General features: G+C 69.7%; 13 protein-coding genes and 1 pseudogene. 8 read left to right on the plus strand and 6 right to left on the minus strand.

The window, feature by feature from the left end; genetic code table 11:
• The first annotated feature begins 49 nt into the window (after positions 1-49).
• From OG390_RS12220 to OG390_RS12240, 5 genes are all read left to right on the plus strand, one after another.
• Positions 50-1,420 carry an ABC transporter substrate-binding protein gene (locus OG390_RS12220; protein WP_406167397.1) on the plus strand — a complete coding sequence of 457 codons (1,371 nt, stop codon included), beginning with the start codon at positions 50-52 and terminating at the stop codon, positions 1,418-1,420.
• The gene (locus tag OG390_RS12225) at positions 1,417-2,355 is read left to right on the plus strand and encodes a carbohydrate ABC transporter permease (protein WP_406167399.1); all 939 of its coding nucleotides are present in this window, start codon (positions 1,417-1,419) and stop codon (positions 2,353-2,355) included. The genes OG390_RS12220 and OG390_RS12225 overlap by 4 nt, the downstream gene beginning before the upstream one ends.
• Positions 2,352-3,203, plus strand: coding sequence for a carbohydrate ABC transporter permease (locus tag OG390_RS12230; protein WP_399077635.1), 852 nt, complete (start codon positions 2,352-2,354; stop codon positions 3,201-3,203). Before OG390_RS12225 ends, OG390_RS12230 begins: the two co-directional genes overlap by 4 nt.
• On the plus strand, positions 3,200-4,189 hold the full coding sequence (locus tag OG390_RS12235; RefSeq protein ID WP_406167402.1) for a zinc-dependent alcohol dehydrogenase family protein: 990 nt from the start codon (positions 3,200-3,202) through the stop codon (positions 4,187-4,189). Before OG390_RS12230 ends, OG390_RS12235 begins: the two co-directional genes overlap by 4 nt.
• A 261-nt stretch (positions 4,190-4,450) precedes the next feature.
• Complete coding sequence (locus OG390_RS12240) at positions 4,451-5,671, plus strand: TerD family protein (protein ID WP_406177630.1); 1,221 nt, start codon at positions 4,451-4,453, stop codon at positions 5,669-5,671.
• 315 nt (positions 5,672-5,986) lie between these two features.
• Here OG390_RS12240 and OG390_RS12245 read toward each other — a convergent pair whose 3' ends face one another.
• The 4 genes from OG390_RS12245 to OG390_RS12260 all read right to left on the minus strand — a co-directional run bounded on the left by OG390_RS12245 (position 5,987) and on the right by OG390_RS12260 (position 11,782).
• Positions 5,987-6,235, minus strand: coding sequence for a hypothetical protein (locus OG390_RS12245; RefSeq protein WP_406167404.1), 249 nt, complete (start codon positions 6,233-6,235; stop codon positions 5,987-5,989).
• 96 nt (positions 6,236-6,331) lie between these two features.
• A complete protein-coding gene (locus tag OG390_RS12250; RefSeq protein ID WP_406167406.1) occupies positions 6,332-7,912 on the minus strand; it encodes a TROVE domain-containing protein in 1,581 nt (526 codons plus the stop codon).
• A 493-nt stretch (positions 7,913-8,405) separates the two neighbouring features.
• Entirely contained in the window at positions 8,406-9,860 is a 1,455-nt protein-coding gene (locus OG390_RS12255; RefSeq protein WP_406167408.1) for an alkaline phosphatase PhoX, read from the minus strand.
• 494 nt (positions 9,861-10,354) lie between these two features.
• Positions 10,355-11,782 (minus strand): hypothetical protein, encoded by a 1,428-nt coding sequence (locus OG390_RS12260; RefSeq protein ID WP_406167409.1) that lies wholly within the window; start codon positions 11,780-11,782, stop codon positions 10,355-10,357.
• 390 nt (positions 11,783-12,172) lie between these two features.
• Here OG390_RS12260 and OG390_RS12265 point away from each other — a divergent pair, with 390 nt between their 5' ends.
• The gene (locus OG390_RS12265; protein WP_406167411.1) at positions 12,173-13,999 is read left to right on the plus strand and encodes an endonuclease/exonuclease/phosphatase family protein; all 1,827 of its coding nucleotides are present in this window, start codon (positions 12,173-12,175) and stop codon (positions 13,997-13,999) included.
• A 101-nt stretch (positions 14,000-14,100) separates the two neighbouring features.
• On the opposite strand, the gene OG390_RS12270 is transcribed toward OG390_RS12265, so the two are convergent.
• Complete coding sequence (locus tag OG390_RS12270) at positions 14,101-14,835, minus strand: SRPBCC domain-containing protein (protein ID WP_406167413.1); 735 nt, start codon at positions 14,833-14,835, stop codon at positions 14,101-14,103.
• Positions 14,836-14,854: 19 nt separating this feature from the next.
• Positions 14,855-15,478 carry an ArsR/SmtB family transcription factor gene (locus tag OG390_RS12275; RefSeq protein WP_406167415.1) on the minus strand — a complete coding sequence of 208 codons (624 nt, stop codon included), beginning with the start codon at positions 15,476-15,478 and terminating at the stop codon, positions 14,855-14,857.
• Positions 15,479-15,810: 332 nt separating this feature from the next.
• Between OG390_RS12275 and OG390_RS12280 the strand changes: the two genes are divergently transcribed.
• The gene (locus OG390_RS12280; RefSeq protein ID WP_406167417.1) at positions 15,811-15,951 is read left to right on the plus strand and encodes a hypothetical protein; all 141 of its coding nucleotides are present in this window, start codon (positions 15,811-15,813) and stop codon (positions 15,949-15,951) included.
• Positions 15,918-16,761 (plus strand): annotated as a pseudogene (locus OG390_RS12285) (Tn3 family transposase); the annotation flags it as partial. The gene OG390_RS12280 and the pseudogene OG390_RS12285, both read left to right, overlap by 34 nt.
• Positions 16,762-16,876: the final 115 nt, after the last annotated feature.

Genomic DNA, 16,876 nt, shown 5'->3' on the forward strand with positions numbered 1-16,876 from the left:
CCCACGCCCGCACGCACCCCCTATCTCCCCATACGTCCAGGAGTGATCCATGCGAATCCCGAGCCGACGGAGGCCGCGCGCACTGCTCGCCGCGGTCGCCGCAGGGACGCTGCTCACCCCGCTGCTCTCCGGCTGCTGGACCGGAGCGGGCGGCGCGGGTTCCGGAGGCAACTCCATCAACGTCCTGATGGTCAACAACCCGCAGATGGTGGAGTTGCAGAAGCTCACCAAGGCGCACTTCACCAAAGAGACCGGTATCAAGGTGAACTTCACCGTCCTGCCGGAGAACGACGTCCGCGACAAGATCAGCCAGGACTTCGCCAACCAGGCGGGCCAGTACGACGTCGCCACGCTGTCCAACTACGAGATCCCGATCTACGCCAGGAACGGCTGGCTGCACGAGATGGACTCGTACGTACGCCAGGACAGCGCGTACGACGAGCAGGACGTCCTGAAGCCCATGCGGCAGTCCCTGACGGCCGACGACGGGAAGCTCTACGGGCAGCCGTTCTACGGCGAGTCGTCCTTCCTGATGTACCGCAAGGACGTGTTCGCCGAGAAGGGCCTGACGATGCCCGCGCATCCCACCTGGGAGCAGGTGGGCAGGCTCGCCGCCGAGGCCGACGGCGCCGAGTCCGGCATGAAGGGCATCTGCCTGCGCGGCCTGCCGGGCTGGGGCGAGCTGATGGCACCGCTCACCACCGTGGTGAACACCTTCGGCGGGACCTGGTTCGACAAGGACTGGAAAGCCCGCCTCGACTCCCCCGAGTTCGAGAAGGCGACGAAGTTCTACGTGGACCTCGTCCGGGGGCACGGCGAGTCCGGGGCCGCCCAGTCCGGTTTCGCCGAGTGCCTCAACAACATGACCCAGGGCAAGACGGCCATGTGGTACGACGCCACTTCCGCCGCCGGTTCGCTGGAGGCGTCCGGCTCCCCGGTCAAGGGCAAGATCGGCTACGTACCCGCGCCCGTCGAGAAGACCCGGTCCTCCGGATGGCTCTACACCTGGGCCTGGGGGCTGCAGAAGGCCTCGCACAACTCGGACAAGGCCTGGAAGTTCATCTCCTGGGCCTCCAGCAAGAAGTACGAGCAGCTGGTCGGCGACACGATCGGCTGGTCCAACGTCCCGGCCGGCAAGCGCGCCTCGACCTACACGAACGCCGCCTACGTCAAGGAGGCCGCGGCTTTCCAGGCCACGACACGCGACGCCATCGAGGGCGCCCGGCCGCGCGACCCGGGGGTGCAGCCGCGCCCCGCGCCCGGCATCCAGTTCGTCGGCATCCCCGAGTTCACCGATCTCGGCACCAAGGTCTCGCAGGAGATCAGCGCGGCCATCGCCGGACGCCAGTCCGTCGAGTCGGCCCTGAGCAAGTCCCAGAAGCTCGCAGAGAAGATCTCCAAGGAGTACGAGGGACGATGACCGCCACGACAACGGCCCCGCTGGCCACCCCCTCTGTACGCGCCGCCCGCCGCCCCTCCGGACGGATGCGCGCCTGGGCCACCCGCGCCCCGCTCCTCCCCGCCCTGATCTTCATGATCGCCGTGACCCAACTCCCCTTCGTGGCCACGCTGGTGATCTCCTTCTTCGACTGGAACGCCCTCTACCCGAAGGCCCGCCACTTCACGGGCTTCGGCAACTACTCGGACGTACTGACCGACCCCGACCTGCGCCACTCCGTCTGGACGACGATCCTGCTGACCGTCACCGTGGTCCTGGTCAGCCTGGTGCTCGGCCTGGCCCTGGCGCTGCTCCTGGACCGGAAATTCCGCGGCAGGGGCATCGTCCGTACGCTGCTGATCGCACCGTTCCTGGTGGTCCCGGTGGCCGCGGCCCTGCTCTGGAAGCACGTGCTCTACAACCCCGAGTACGGCCTCCTGAACGGCCTGCTGCACTACGTGGGCGGCCCCCAGCCGGACTGGATCTCCAACACCCCACTGCTCGCGGTCGAGGCCTCCCTCGTCTGGCAGTGGACGCCCTTCATGATGCTGATCCTGCTCGCGGGCCTGCAGAGCCGCTCCCACGAGCAGATCGAGGCCGCGAAGGTGGACGGCGCGAGCGACTGGCAGATCTTCCGCCATCTCACCCTCCCCCACCTGCGCCGCTACCTCGAACTGGGCGCGCTCCTGGGCTCGATCTACATCGTCCAGAACTTCGACGCGGTGTTCACGATCACCTCCGGCGGCCTCGGCACCGCGAACCTCCCCTACACCGTCTACCAGAGCTTCTACCAGGCCCACGAGAACGGCCTCGCCTCGGCCGCGGGCGTCCTGGTCGTCATCGGCTCGATCATCATCGCGACCTTCGCCCTGCGCGTGGTGTCGTCCCTGTTCCGCGAGGAGGTGTCCCGCGCATGAGCGCCACCGCGATACGAGTACGTCCCCGCCGCACCCGGGGAGCGGGCCTGGGCCTGGCGGCCTGGCTGGCCGGCGTCGTCTTCTTCCTGCCCATCGCCTGGATGGCCCTGACGTCGTTCCACTCGGAGTCCGACGCGGCGACCAACCCGCCGTCCTTCGGCGCCGCTCTCACCCTCGACGGCTACCGGGAGTTCTTCGGCACGGGAGGCGGCGCAAGCCCGTGGCCCGCGCTGATCAACTCGACGGTGGCGTCGATGGTCTCGACGCTCTGCGTCCTCCTTCTGGCCTTCCCGGCGGCGTACGCGCTCTCCATCCGCCCGGTGAAGAAGTGGACGGACGTCCTCTTCTTCTTCCTCTCCACGAAGATGCTGCCCGTGGTGGCGGGGCTGTTGCCCATCTACCTGTTCGCGAAGAACACCGGAATGCTGGACAACATCTGGCTGCTGGTCATCCTCTACACCTCCATGAATCTGCCGATCGCGGTGTGGATGATGCAGTCCTTCCTCGCCGAGGTCCCGGTGGCGGTGATCGAGGCGGCGCAGATAGACGGCGCCAGGCTCCCCACGATCCTCGCGCGCGTGGTGGCCCCCATCGCCCTGCCGGGCATCGCGGCGACGGCGTTGATCTGCTTCATCTTCAGCTGGAACGAGCTGCTGTTCGCCCGCGTACTGACGGGCGTGGCCGCGGAGACCGCCCCCGTCTTCCTGACCGGCTTCATCACCAGCCAGGGCCTGTTCCTGGCCAAGGTGTGCGCCGCGTCGCTCGTCATCTCCCTGCCGGTGCTCGCCGCGGGGTTCGCCGCCCAGGACAAGCTGGTCCAGGGCCTGTCACTGGGAGCCGTGAAATGAAGGCCGCCGTCATCGAGTCCGTGGGCCGCGCCGTCGTCGCCGAGGTCCCGGATCCGACGCCAGGGCCCCGCGAGGTCGTCGTCGAGGTCGCCGCCTGCGGCCTCTGCGGCACTGATCTGCACATCCTCCAGGGCGAGTTCGCGCCCAAGCTGCCGATCGTGCCGGGGCACGAGTTCGCGGGCGAGGTGGTCGGGGTCGGCACCCAGGTCACCGAAGTCTCGGTCGGCGACCGCGTGGCCGTGGACCCGTCCCTCTACTGCTACGAATGCCGCTACTGCCGTACGGGCCACAACAACCTCTGCGAGCGCTGGGCGGCGATCGGCGTCACGACCGCGGGTGGAGCCGCCCAGTACGCGGTCGCCCCCGTCGCCAACTGCGTCAAGCTTCCCGAACACGTCCGTACTCAGGACGCGGCCCTGGTCGAGCCGCTCTCCTGCGCGGTACGCGGCTACGACGTCCTCAGCTCCCGCCTGGGCGCCCACGTCCTGATCTACGGCTCCGGGACGATGGGTCTGATGATGCTGGAGCTGGCGAAGCGCACCGGGGCGGCGAGCGTGGACATCGTGGACCTGAACCCGCAGCGGCTGGCCACGGCCCAGCAGTTGGGCGTCTCCGCTTCCGCGGCCGATGCCGACGAGTTCGAACGCCCCCAGGGCTGGGACGTCGTCGTCGACGCGACGGGCAACGCGGCGGCGATCCAGGACGGCCTGGCGCGTGTCGCCAAGGCGGGCACGTTCCTCCAGTTCGGCGTCGCCGACTACGCGACGCGGGTGACGATCGACCCCTACCGCATCTACAACCAGGAGATCACGATCACCGGCTCCATGGCCGTTCTCCACAGCTTCGAACGCGCGGCGGAACTCTTCGCGACCGGCGTCCTCGACCCGTCCGTCTTCATCAGCGACCGCCTCCCCCTGACGAGCTACCCCCAGGCCCTGGAACAGTTCGCGTCGGGGGTGGGCCGCAAGATCGTGGTGGTGCCGTAGGAGTTCTTCGCCCCCTCCGCCCCTGCCCGTCCCGACCTGGGGCTCCGCCCCGGACCCCGTTCGCGCAGTTCCCCGCGCCCCTGAAAAGGGGCGCGGGGAACTGCGCGAACTTTTGGCGGGGGTCTGGGGGCGCAGCCCCCAGGGGACGGGAATGGGCAGGGGCGGAGAGGGCGAAAACCATCCCATCCGCACCCAAACCAACAACTCCCTGGGTAAGGGAACGGTAAAGCGCCCCCGCTCGTTACCCCAGGCATGACAGCTATGACCCCCGGCTCGAACATCCCTCTCCCCGTCACTCGCGTGACGGTGGACGTCGCCGCCCCGGTGCGGCTCGACGTATCGGGCCTGCTGCTCACCGCCGACGGCAAGGTGCGCTCCGACGACGACTTCATCTTCTACAACCAGCCCGCCGGCCCGGGCGTGACGTACCGCTCGGGCGGCGGCACGGCCCCGGACGCGATCACGGTCGACACGACCGGCGTCCCCCCGGGTATCGAGAAGATCGTCGTCACGGCGAGCCCGGACGCGGCGGGCCAGACCTTCCAGGGCATCGAACCCACAGCCACCATCCGCAACGCGGACGACCACTCGGTACTCGCGACCTTCACCCCGCCCCAGCTCGGCACGGAAACGGCCCTGGTGATCGTCGAGATCTACCTCCGCAACGGCGCGTGGAAGGCCCGAGCGGTCGGCCAGGGCTATGCGAACGGCCTCGCGGGCATCGCCACGGACTTCGGCGTCACGGTGGAAGAACCGGCCCCCGCACAGCCGATCACCCCGCCCGCCGCCACGATGCAGCCCCCGGTCGCCCCGCCGGCCCCGCCCCTGGACCCCCGCCTCACGGCCCCGCCGGCCCCGGCCGCTCCCCCCGCCCCCGCGGCGGCAGCCGCCCCGGCGGCCTCCGGCAAGATCAACCTCGACAAGGGCCGGGTCAGCCTCCAGAAGAACCAGACCGTCTCCCTGGTCAAGGGCGGCCGGCCGCTCCTCTCCCAGGTCAAGATGGGCCTCGGCTGGGAGCCCGCCTACCGGGGCAAGCACATCGACCTGGACGCCTCGGTCATCGCGTACGGCCCGCAGCGCAACCACATCGACAGCTGCTACTTCGGCAAGCTCTCCATCGTGAACGGCGCCATCAAGCACTCCGGCGACAACCTCACGGGCGAAGGCGGAGGCGACGACGAGGTGATCGTGGTGGACCTCGGCCGTCTCCCTCAGGACGTCACCGGCCTGGTCTTCACGGTCAACTCCTTCTCCGGCCAGAAGTTCACCGAGGTCGCCAAGGCCTACTGCCGTCTCCTCGACGCCGCCACCGGCGAGGAACTGGTCCGCTTCGACCTCACCAACGCCGAACCCCAGACCGGCGTCATGATGGCCAAGCTCATCAAGCAGTTCTCCGGCGAATGGGAGATGACGGCCATGGGCGACTTCGTCAAGTCCCGCACGGTCCGCGGCATGGTGAAGCCGGCCGCCCAGGCGCTCTAGTGCCGCGTCCGCCAGGGTTTGCCCGTTGAGGAGCGGCGTCCGGTGCGTGCTCTGGGGGTCCCCCCCGGCCGAAGGCTGGGGGAGTGCCGGCCGGAAGTCCTCGTACTGGACGTACTGGGGCTTTCGGCCGGTGCGGCGAGTGGGGGCACCGCCCACGCCCTTGAGGCAGTGAGGGAGCGTGCCGGACGCCGCGACGGGGCGAACCTCGGCTGACGCGGCACTAGCGACGGCTCGCCGGCGACCGGCGCACGGGAGCGCGCAAGGGCGCGCAAGAGGCAGACGGCGGTGGGGACTTGAGGTCACCACCGCCGTGCTTCATGTCCGGCGACATCCCGCCCCGTTCCCCCTCCGCGGTACCCGCCTTTGTCCTACTCTGCTCAGTCCGGGCACCCGGCGGCGGGTCACACCGACGTGGCCGCCGTCCGTACGCACCCGACGGGGGACCAGCCCGAGCAGTTCGGCCAGCTCGGCGTCCCGCACCACCGCGCCCGGCGCGATGTCGCCGGCCACGATGGCGTCCCGTATCGCCTCGTACGCGCGGTCCCTCAGCAGGGTCCGACGCACGGGCCGTATCGCCTCCGTGAACTGAAATGTCAGATATCAATCCTCGCTGCGCACAAGGGTGCGGCCCGCACCGGAGTACGGGCCGCACTCATCCACTCACTTCCAGGGCCAGTCCGCGTCCCGCGCCGACTCAAGGAGCGGCACCATCCGGAAAGCCGCGTCCGAGAGCCCGCCGAACGTGTGCCTGTTCCCCTTGCCGGACGGGGCGTGGCCCGCCCGGTACCCCGCCAGGTTCCACGTGTAGACCGGTACGTGCGCCGGGACCTGCTCGGTCGGGTCGCCGTAGTGGCTGTACGTGGCCTGCTCGTCGGTGACGATCAGCACCCGGTCGTGCTTCTTGTAGTGCCCCCGCACCGCCTCGCTGGTGTTGGTGCCACCGAGGTCCCCGAAGCGCTCCAGCACCTTGAGCACCGACTCGCCCCTGCGGAACTTCACTCGGTTGCTGCTGGTGCCGAACTCGACGAGATCCGCGTCCGCCGCCCGCAGCGCGAGCGCCGTTCCGAAGATCGCCGCCGCGTCCGCCCGGTTCAGCTCGGAGCGGTCGGACAGCCGCGAGTAGAACATCGAACCGGACCGGTCCACGAGCACGAGCGTCCGCCCGGGCAGCGCCGGCACATTGGCCAGCGAGTGGCCGAGCGCCTGCTCCAGCGGGTACGACCAGCGCAGCGAAGGCGCGTGCTGGTACGCGGCGAGGTAGCGGAACGGGAACTGCCGCGAACGCGCCACCTCCGCCGGGTCGCTGATCCTGGCGGCGACCCGAGCCGCCACCTCGTCGCTGACACCCGCCTCGTCGAAGTTCCGCAGGTTCCGCACGAGCGCCATCGCGCCCATGGACGGGATCACGGCCTCCCAGGCCGCCTTGTCCATCGGGCCTTGCAACCAGCCGGCCAGCGCCTCCCAGGTCATGCCCGCCTCCGCCAGGCGCTGCGCGCCGTGCGCTCCGGTCACGACCTTGCGCCGCTTGGCGGGCCGCAGCGCCATCAGGTCACGGTGCGCCACGAGCACGGGCAGCGACTTGGGCACCACGGCCGTGTCCGGGTTGTGGCGCCGGTCCAGCGCGTACTGGAACAGCTCGCCCTGCCACGGCTTGCCGGGGTCCGGCGCCGCGTGCACCAGGTTGAGGATGTCGCCGAAGCGGTAGCCCTTGGACGCGGTGTCGTACTTCAGCAACGCCTTGCCGTTGTAGAGACGTCGTAGGGCGTCGGCGATGCCCCGCTTGACGGGCTTGGGCACGTTGCGGCCGTACTGCGAGGTCCAGTACGCGAGCAGCTCGCCGGGCTCGTCCGGGCGGCGCAGCACGGAGTCGATGACCTGGCGGTTGGCCGGGCCGTCGGTGGCGCCCGCGTCGAGACGCGCCTTCACGTACTCGGCGGCGCCCACGATCGAGGCCGTACGCAGGTTGCCCTCGCCGCGCAGCCAGCCGAGCAGGCCGGCCGTCCACGACGGGTCGGCGACGGCGAGCTCGCGCACCAGCGTGGCGAACCGGTCGTCACGGGCCGCGCCGGTCTCGTAGAAGGTCTGCTGCGAAACGAAGTTGGCGATGGCGAGCAGGAAGAGCTCGGAGCGCGCGTCGCGCTCCTGGCCGAGGCCGCCCTCGTACGTGCGCAGCACACGGCCGGTCGAGGTCACTCGCGAAGTGGGCTGTGCCTTCGCCGCCTTGGTGTTGAATCGCGCCATGATGAATTCCCCCGAATTCGTCTACGACTTTCCAGTCGTGTTTCGAGGGGAGGCGCAGCAAATGGAGCGTGCCCGAGATCAGGAGTCGGCGACGGACTTAGCCAGATGCTCTACCCAATTGAGCTACACCGACCCGAAGTCGATGACGGGATTTGAACCCGCAACCGTCCGATCCAATGAAGTAGCCGTTGCCTGCGCACCGGGCACACACCATGTGCTGCGCCTCCCGAGATCAAATCGGCGGCGGCGTGGATTCTTTGGAAGAGAAGTAGCCGCAGCCTGCGCACCGGGAGGTGCATGAAGTTGTGGTGTCCAGAGTTCAGGTCGGCGGAACCGACGTAGGTGCTCTAACCCCTGAGCTACACCGGCGCGTTGTACCGGTGGCGGGACTCGAACCCGCGGCCGCCCCATTATCAGTGGAAGTAGGTCCTGCCTTCGCACCTGGACGTGCACCACTTTAGGAGGGCGGCCGCGGGTCGAGCCATTGATTTAATTACCCGCGCTTCTGGCGCTTCCAGGGGCCGGTGATGGCGAGCATGATGCCCGGCTCCTGGATGTTGGCGAAGAGGGTCTTGCCGTCGGGCGAGAAGGTGACGCCGGTGAACTCGCTGTACTCGGGCTCCTCTTCGGTGCCGAGGTTCAGCTCGTTGCGGGCGATCGGGTACGTACGACCGCTGTCGGTGGCGCCGAAGAGGTGCTGGATGCCTTCGCCGTCCTCGGCGATGACGAGGCCGCCGTACGGGGAGACGGTGATGTTGTCCGGGCCGTCGAAGGCGCCGTCGACGGACGGGTCGGGGTTGACGCCGATGAGAACCTTCAGCGTCAGGGTGCGGCGCTTGGGGTCGTAGAACCAGACGGCGCCGTCGTGCTGGACGGGGCTCTCGGCGCGAGCGTACGAGGAGACGATGTACGTGCCGCCGTCGCCCCACCACATGCCTTCGAGCTTGCGGGCGCGGGTGACCTGACCGTCGGCGAACTGCTTGCGCACGGAGGTGGTCTTGGCGTCGCGGTCGGGGACGTCCACCCAGTCGACGCCGTAGACGGTGCCGATCTTGGTCGCGCGGGAGAGGTCGTCGACGAACTTGCCGCCGGAGTCGAAGCACTTGAAGGCCTGGAGCGCGCCGGCGTCGTCGGCGAGGGTGGCGAGCCGGCCGTGGCCGTGCTCGAAGCCCTGCGGCGGGGTCCAGCGGTACAGCAGACCGTTCGGGCCCGCGGCGTCCTCGGTGAGGTAGAGGCGGCCGCGCTTGGGGTCGACGACGACGGCCTCGTGGGCGTAGCGGCCCAGGGCCTTGATGGGCTTGGGGTTCTGGTTGCGACGGCGGTCCTCCGGGTCGACCTCGAAGACGTACCCGTGGTCCTTGGTCATGCCGTTCTGGCCGGCCTTGTCCTCGGTCTCCTCGCAGGTGAGCCAGGTGCCCCAAGGGGTATTGCCGCCCGCGCAGTTGGTAGAGGTGCCGGCGATGCCGACCCACTCGGCGACCTTGTCGTTGCGCACCTCGACGACGGTGCAGCCGCCGGACGCGGCCGGGTCGTAGACCAGGCCCTCGGCGAGCGGCACGGGGTACTTCCAGCCGGCGCGCGGGCCCTTGAGCTCGTGGTTGTTGACCAGGAGGGTGGCGCCGCGCGGGCCGCAGAAGGTGGAGGTGCCGTCGTGGTTGGAGGGCGTGAACTCGCCGGACTCCAGCTTGGTCTTGCCGCTGTAGGTGATGACCCGGTACGTGAACCCGGCGGGGAGCGCGAGCAGACCGTTCGGGTCGGCGATCAGCGGCCCGTAGCCGACACCGGGGTGCTCCGCCGACGCCTCGCCCGTGCCCTCGGTGTCGATGTCCGTGTCCGTGGACGCGAGGGCGTTGGGAGCGGTGGCGAGGGCGCCGACGCTGCCGGCCAGGGCGACACCTGCACCGGTGATCGCGGATCGTCTGGCGAAGTCCCTGCGGGTGAGCGACATGGTGTCTCCTGTGACGGTGGAGTGGGACTGTCGTGGGGGGCGGGTGGCGGTCCTCGGTTCGCGGCCACACCGTCCCGCCCTCGCCTGAACGGGAGTTGAACGCCCGGGAACTTCACAGGGCTCGCTTCCATGAATCCGTAAGGCTCCACCCAGCCCTCGCCGACTGACCGCTCATGAACACCGGCGCCGTACGGCGAGGGGCGCCGCCGGGTACGACCTCACCCGACTCTTCACCCCGTCACCGTCGTCGGCGAGGTCCAGAACCCGCGGCGTACCGGGGCACATACGGCTTCAACGGCGCGATGTCGTCGTTCAAGCACGACCCGCTACCACTGCCGGCGCCTGCGCGGCGCCGTCGGCTTCTCACCGCCGCGGAGGCGAGAAGCCGGCGGCGCCGAGGGGGTTGCCGACTCCGGGAGAACGGCTTGCGCCGCTCGACCGGGGGGAGGCCCCGCTCCGCCGCAGCGGCGGAAGGGAGACCGCCCCTCCCCTGCTCAACCCCCTTGCTGCGACCGCGCCTTGAACGCCGCCTTGCGGGCCTCCTTGGCGACCTTCTTGTCGGGGTGGAGGCGCCCCATGGCTTCGAGGACGTCCGGGGTGGCCGGGTGGTCGACGCGCCAGGCTGTGGCGAAGAAGCCGCTGTGCTGCTGGGCCAGGCCCTCCACGAGGGCCTGCAGCTCGGCGGAGTTGCCCTCGGCCGCGAGCTGCGCCGCCACGGTGTCGATGGTGAGCCAGAAGACCATCGCCTCGGACGGCGCGGGCACGTCGGCCGCGCCGTGTTCGGAGAGCCAGACGCGGGCGAGCCCGCCCAGCTCCGCGTCGTCGAGGACCTCGCGCAGCGCGGGCTCGGCCTCCGTGCCGACGAGGGAGAGCGCCTGCTGACAGCGCAGACGACGCAGCGGGGCCCCGGCATCGCCGCCGCGGGCCGCGGCGAGCAACTCCCGTGCGGCGGGCAGGGGTTCACGCCGGGCGAGCCACTGCTCGGTCTCGGCCTGCGCGGCCGCCGGCGGAAACGCGGCCGTGCCGTCCAGCAGCGCGTCGGCCCCCTTGTCCGCCAGGTCCCCCACCGCGGGAGCGGACATGCCCGCTTCCAGGAGCCGCGCCCGGACCCCGTACAGCCCGAGCGGAGTCAGCCGCACCATGCCGTACCGCGAGACGTCCGTGTCGTCGACGGCCGCCGCCGACTCCTCGTCGGCGTCCGCCATCAACGCCTCGTCGACCGGCTGGAAGTCGACCAGTCCGATGGGCTCCAGCAGCCGGAACTGGTCGTCGAGCCGCATCATCGCGTCCGACACCTGCTCCAGCACGTCGTTGGTCGGCTCGGCCATGTCGTCGGGCACGATCATCGACGCGGCGAGGGCGGGCAGCGGCACCGGCCCGTCATCGTGCCCGCTCTCGCTCACGGCCAGCAGATAGAGATTGCCGAGCACCCCGTCGAGGAATTCGGCCTCCGCCTCCGGATCCCACTCCAGGGAGGAGAGGTCGATCTCGCCGCCCTCGTCCATCGCGCCGACGAGATCGTCCAGGTCCGGCACGCTCGCGTCGGCCAGCACCATCTCCAGCGCGCCGAGCCACACGCCCAGGACGTCCTGCGGCCCGCCGGAGGTGAGGAGCGAGAGGTCCTCGCCCGCGGCGACCGTGCCCTCCTCCTCGTCCACGATCTCGACGAGCCCGGTGTCGACGGCCACCTCCCAGGCCTCACTGGCGAAGGCGGCCGCGTCGTCACCCGACAGCCCGAGCTCAAGGGCTGCCTGGGGAAGCTGCTCCTCGACGAGTTCGCCCCCCGCGCCGACCCGCGTGTCCGGACCCGCCCAGCGGGCCAGCCGCGCGGCGCGGGAGAGCAGCGGCGCGGCGAGCGCGTCCCGCGCCAGCTCCGCTTCGGAGTGCAGCCGCACCGGCGGCAGGGGGGAGGTGTCTGACATGGGCTGGGTTCTCCTCCGCACAACCAGGACAAGCAGGTCAATCGTAAAAAGCAGTAATGATCACGAGCAAGTGACAACACGCAGCATCGACACCGGACCCCGAGGGCGTCCCGGGGCACATGGATCCCGAGGCCGCCCCGGAATTCCGCGCCGACAGCTCAGCCTAGACGGATTTCCACCTATGCCGCCCGGTTCATGTCCCTGACAGCAGCCGTACACCCCTGAAACCTTGACAACTCCCCTGCCCACACACGAGATTGACGCGCGTAGAAGTTGAGCGGCAACCTGTTCACCGGCTTCTACGCGCGTCACCGACCCGCACCCAGGTCACGCTCCCCCGACAGCTCCACCCTCGTCCCGGCGCTCACGTACGTCCCCGGAGGGATTCCCTTGCCGAGCAAGAGAACCGCGCGCATAGGCGCGCTGACCGTCGCCGCGGTCTGTTCCACCCTGTCCGCCGTGGTGCTCACCACACCCGCCCACGCGGACACCGTCCACATCCATGACATCCAGGGCACCACCCGGACCTCCCCGCTCGCGGGTCAGAAGGTCACGGACGTGGCAGGCATCGTCACCGGTGTGCGGACCTACGGTTCGTCGAAGGGCTTCTGGTTCCAGGACCCGAACGCGGACGACAACCCGGCCACCAGTGAGGGCGTCTTCGTCTTCACCAGCTCCGCCCCGAAGGTCGCCGTGGGCGACTCGGTCACGGTTTCGGGCACTGTCTCGGAATACGTTCCGGGCGGCGCCACCAGCGGCAACCAGTCGCTGACGGAGATCACCAAGCCGACGGTGACCGTGGTCTCCAGCGGCAACGCCGTCCCGGCCGCGACGGTCGTCGACGCCGAGTCCGTACCGGCCGACTACGCCCCCTCGGGCGACACCGCCGCGAGCGGTTCGATCAACGGCCTGACCCTGGAGCCGACGAAGTACGCCCTGGACCACTACGAGTCCCTGGAGGGCATGAACGTCCAGGTCTCCGACACCCGCGTGGTCACCGCCACCAACCCGTACACCGAGCTGTGGGTCACGGTGAAGCCGCATGAGCACGCGAGCCGCCGCGGCGGCTCGGTGTACGGCTCGTACACCTCGCAGAACACCGGCCGCATCCAGATCCAGTCGCTCGGCTCGACCGCGGACTTCCCGACCGCGAACGTCGGCGACGAGCTCACGGGCACCACCGCGGGCCCGCTGGACTACAACCAGTTCGGCGGCTACACGCTCGTCGCGAACCAGCTGGGCACTCTGGAGAAGGGTGGCCTGGAGCGCGAGACGACGAAGAAGCAGTCGCGCGGCGAGCTGGCCGTGGCGACGTACAACGTCGAGAACCTGGACCCGGGCGACACCACCTTCGACGCCCACGCGTCCGCGATCGTGAACAACCTGCAGTCGCCCGACATCGTGTCCCTGGAGGAGATCCAGGACAACAACGGTGCCAAGGACGACGGCACGGTCGCCGCCGACCAGACGGCGCAGAAACTGATCGACGCGATCGTGGCCGCCGGCGGCCCGACGTACGACTGGCGCTCCATCGACCCGGTCAACGACAAGGACGGCGGCGAGCCCGGCGGCAACATCCGCCAGGTGTTCCTCTTCAACCCGGAGCGGGTCTCCTTCACCGACCGCGCGGGCGGCGACTCGACGACCGCCGTCGGTGTCACCAAGGTGCACGGCAGGGCGCAGCTGACCACGTCCCCCGGTCGTGTCGACCCGGCCAACACGGCCTGGACGTCCAGCCGCAAGCCGCTGGCGGGCGAGTTCGTCTTCCGCGGCAGGACGGTCTTCGTGATCGCCAACCACCTCAACTCGAAGGGCGGCGACCAGGGGCTGACCTCGCAATACCAGCCCCCGACGCGCAGTTCGGAGACCCAGCGTCACCTTCAGGCGACGGCGGTGAACTCCTTCGTCAACGAGATCCTGAAGGCGCAGAAGAACGCCGACGTGATCACCCTCGGCGACGTGAACGACTTCGAGTTCTCGGACACCACCAAGATCCTCGAAGGCGACGGCGAGCTCTGGTCGGCGATCAAGTCGCTGCCGAAGAGCGAGCGTTACACGTACGACTACCAGGGCAACCAGCAGGTCCTCGACCAGATCCTGGTCAGCCCGTCGATTCGCAGGGGCTGCGATTTCGACTACGACAGCGTGCACATCAACTCGGAGTTCTCCGACCAGATCAGCGACCACGACCCGCAGGTGCTGCGGTTCCGGCCGTAGGCCTGTAGCGGGGCTGCGGCCGCCAAGGCCGCAGCCCGCACGGCGAAGAGCCCGGCCCCGTCGTCCGGGGGGCCGGGCTCTTCCCTGTCCGGTGTCCGGGGCTAGGCGCCGAACACCCCGTTCAGCCAGCCCTGCCAAGCGGTCTCGTTCCGCTTCGCGTCGGCGTCGGTCGCGAAGTCGTGGACGCTGATACCGACCGGTGCGCCCCAGTGGTTGCGCCCGAAGAAGCGGATGAGGGCGTTGTCGGTGCGCAGCCCGATGAAGTACGGGTTGCGGTAGTCGACCACGGCGTCGAGGACCTGGCCCTCGGGTCCCTGCGCCCGAACCCGCGCCCCCTCGACGGTGTCGTCCGCGAGGCCGAGCGCCCGACCGACCGCGGTGAAGGCGTCCGATGCCACGGACGCGCCAGGTCCGTCGAACGTCGAGAAGGCGACCGGGCGGCCCGCGAAGTGGGTCACGTACTCGCGCAGGGTGTGCAGATAGAAGTCCGTGTGCTTGTCGGCGCCGTCGTACTGGTTGTCCCAGTCCTCGACGAAGATCCCGCTGTGCACGTACCGCACCCAGGACCGGCGTCCCTCGTCGCGCGGCTCGATGGTCTCGTCGATCTGGTTGAGGGTCTGCTGGGAGATGCCCTCGACGTCCTCGACCAGGCTGGTCAGCCGGTGCGGAGGATCCCAGTTGGTGAGCGTGGAGCCGAACGGCCCCGCGCCGCCCTGGCGCGGCTCGAACTCCATCGGCCACAGCCAGCCGCCCGTGCCGCTGGTGATGGCCTCCCACACCTGCTCCGGCGTGGCGTCGACCTCGAACTCACGGGCGATCTCGAATTCCTTGGACATGGTGGTGGCTCCTGAGTGGTCAGTGGGCGGCTTCGACAGCCGCGGCGGCGTCTGCGGCTTCGGGTTTGACCGTGGGGTGGACGGCGACGACGATCCGGTGCGGGCGCCCGCCCTCCGCGTCCCCGTCGTGGTATTTGCGGATCAGCGCGCCGACGCCGACCGTCAACTCCTCGATGAACGCGGCCCGGTCGGCGGCCGAGGCGAAGGTCACCTCGCCGTCGAGCGCGTAGGTCGCGAGCCGCTTGCGGGCCTTCGCGGCGCCGGTGATCAGCGAACCGACGTCCCGGACGAGCCGGGCGCCGAGCGCGAGCAGCCAGCGGGCGGACAGCTGGTCCCGAAAGCGGTCCGGGTCGGGCTGCACGGCGGCCAGCGCGAGCGGCGAGATCACGTACGACGCGGCGGTCGCGCGCATCAGCCGCTCGGTGACATTGCCCTTGCGGCGCTCGCCCGCGAGCTCGACCAGGCCGTGCCGCTCCAGCGTCTTCAGGTGGTAGTTCACCTTCTGGCGGGGCAGCCCGACCTTGCCGGCCAGCATTGCGGCCGATGCGGGCCCGGCGGCCAGCTCGGCCAGCAGCCTGGCCCGTATGGGGTCCAGCGAGACGGCGGCGGCCTCGGCGTCCTCGATCACGGTCACGTCCAACATGACTCCGCCTTCCCACCGAAAACTTTTTTTGTCCAGACGGTCAGAGTTGTCGGATGGAGGAACCGACCGTCTCCGCGCTCCGACCTTGGCCAGGTCGTGAGGGACTCCGCCCTTGCGGGCCCGGACCACGGACAGGATCCGTGTCGCCGACCGAAAGTGAAGGCGGACGACCCGTGCGCCCAAGACCGCTCGGGGCGCGCCCGGCCCCGGGGAACAATGGAACAGCGGTTGGCGCTAAAGGCTGATCTTGCCGTCCAGCACAGCGTCCAACGGCTCTGCCGAGGTTCGGCAAAGCTCGGTTGAGCTGGTCGACGCGGGGCTACTGTCCGGCCGTGCCGGTGGAATTTCCGACTGATGAGCAGGCCGAGGCGTACGGCAAGTTCGCCGAGGAGCCGACGAGGCCCGAACTGGAGAGGCTCTTCCACCTCGATGCCCCCCGCGCGACTCCCTGCACATCCTGGACGCGCGGCTGAACCTGGACGCCGGGGTGAAGCCGGAGATGGTCGCCACCGACAACGCCTCGTAAACTCCGACATGGTGTTCGGGCTGTTCACGATGCTGGGCAACAACTTCTCGCCGCGCTTGAAGGATCTGAGCGACCAGCGGTTCCGGCGGGCGGAGATGCCCGGTGTGGAGACCGGCGGCTACGGGCCGTTGGAGGACCTGGTCCGCAACAAGGTCAGCCTGACCAAGGTCACCACGCACTGGCCGGACATGCTGCGGGTCACCGGCTCACTGGTGACAGGGCAGGTCCGCGCGTACGGCCTGCTGCGGATGTTCGGCCGCGAGGGGCGGCCCACGCCCTTGGGGCAGGCGTTCGCCGAGTACGGGCGGATCGCCAAGACCCTGCACCTGCTCCGGGTCGTCGACCCGGTCGACGACACCTACCGCCGACAGATGAACCGGCAGCTCACCGTCCAGGAGTCCCGTCACAAGCTCGCTCGCGACATCTGCCACGGCAAGCGCGGACAGATCATGCGGGCATACAGGACGGGGCAGGAGGACCAACTCGGGGCGCTCGGCCTGGTCCTCAATGCCGCCGTGCTGTGGACAACCCGCTACCTCGACGCCGCCGTCGACCACCTGCGGGCCCTGCCGCCCGAGGAGCGGAGCATGACGTCCTGGACGAGGACGTGGCCCGGGTCTCCCCGCTGAAGCACGCCAACCTCAACTGCCTGGGCCGCTACAGCTTCGCCGCCCGCCCGCCACGCGAGGGCCTGCGCCCACTGCGTGACCCGGCGACCGTCCACCTCGGCGAGGACGACGAGTGCACCGGCGAATGACGCGGCGTTAGGGCGCGTATCGGGTCGTGACCAATGAGCATCGCGGCTTCCGGGGCGGGCGCCCGTCCGGGGTACGGGGCCCGGCGATCTGCGGCTGCGCCATGTGGGCGCGAGT

The sequence above is a fragment of the Streptomyces sp. NBC_00996 genome (assembly GCF_045162675.1).
In the GTDB taxonomy this organism is placed as follows: Bacteria; Actinomycetota; Actinomycetes; order Streptomycetales; family Streptomycetaceae; genus Streptomyces.